The sequence below is a fragment of the Mycobacterium simiae genome, assembly GCF_008370645.1.
Lineage (GTDB): Bacteria > Actinomycetota > Actinomycetes > Mycobacteriales > Mycobacteriaceae > Mycobacterium > Mycobacterium simiae_A.
The window spans coordinates 1-250 of record NZ_VTZN01000656.1 but is presented as its reverse complement, the minus strand read 5'-3'; the positions used below and the strand labels follow the sequence as shown (position 1 = coordinate 250).

General features: G+C 72.8%; 1 pseudogene. It reads left to right on the top strand.

Features of this window, described 5'->3' with window-relative positions:
• Positions 1–250, top strand: a pseudogene (locus tag F0Q45_RS30435) (DUF5631 domain-containing protein); the annotation flags it as partial.

The following is a 250-nucleotide window of genomic DNA, read 5'->3' as shown; positions in this document are numbered from 1 at the left end:
GATGGCGGGCGGCCCGGCCGCTGCGCCGGCGGCGCCGCTTATGGGCGGCACACCTGTGGGGCCGCTGCCGGCGTACGGCTCCGATCTGCGCCCACCAGTCATCACACCCCCCACCGCAGCTCCGTCCGGCCCCATATCAGGTGGCGCAGTCGCATCCTCCGCCGCCTCCTCACCCTCAGCCGGTGGCTCGATGATGTCCCCCGTCCCCACAACCTCCGCACCCACAGCCCACAGCCCATCAGCAACCAGC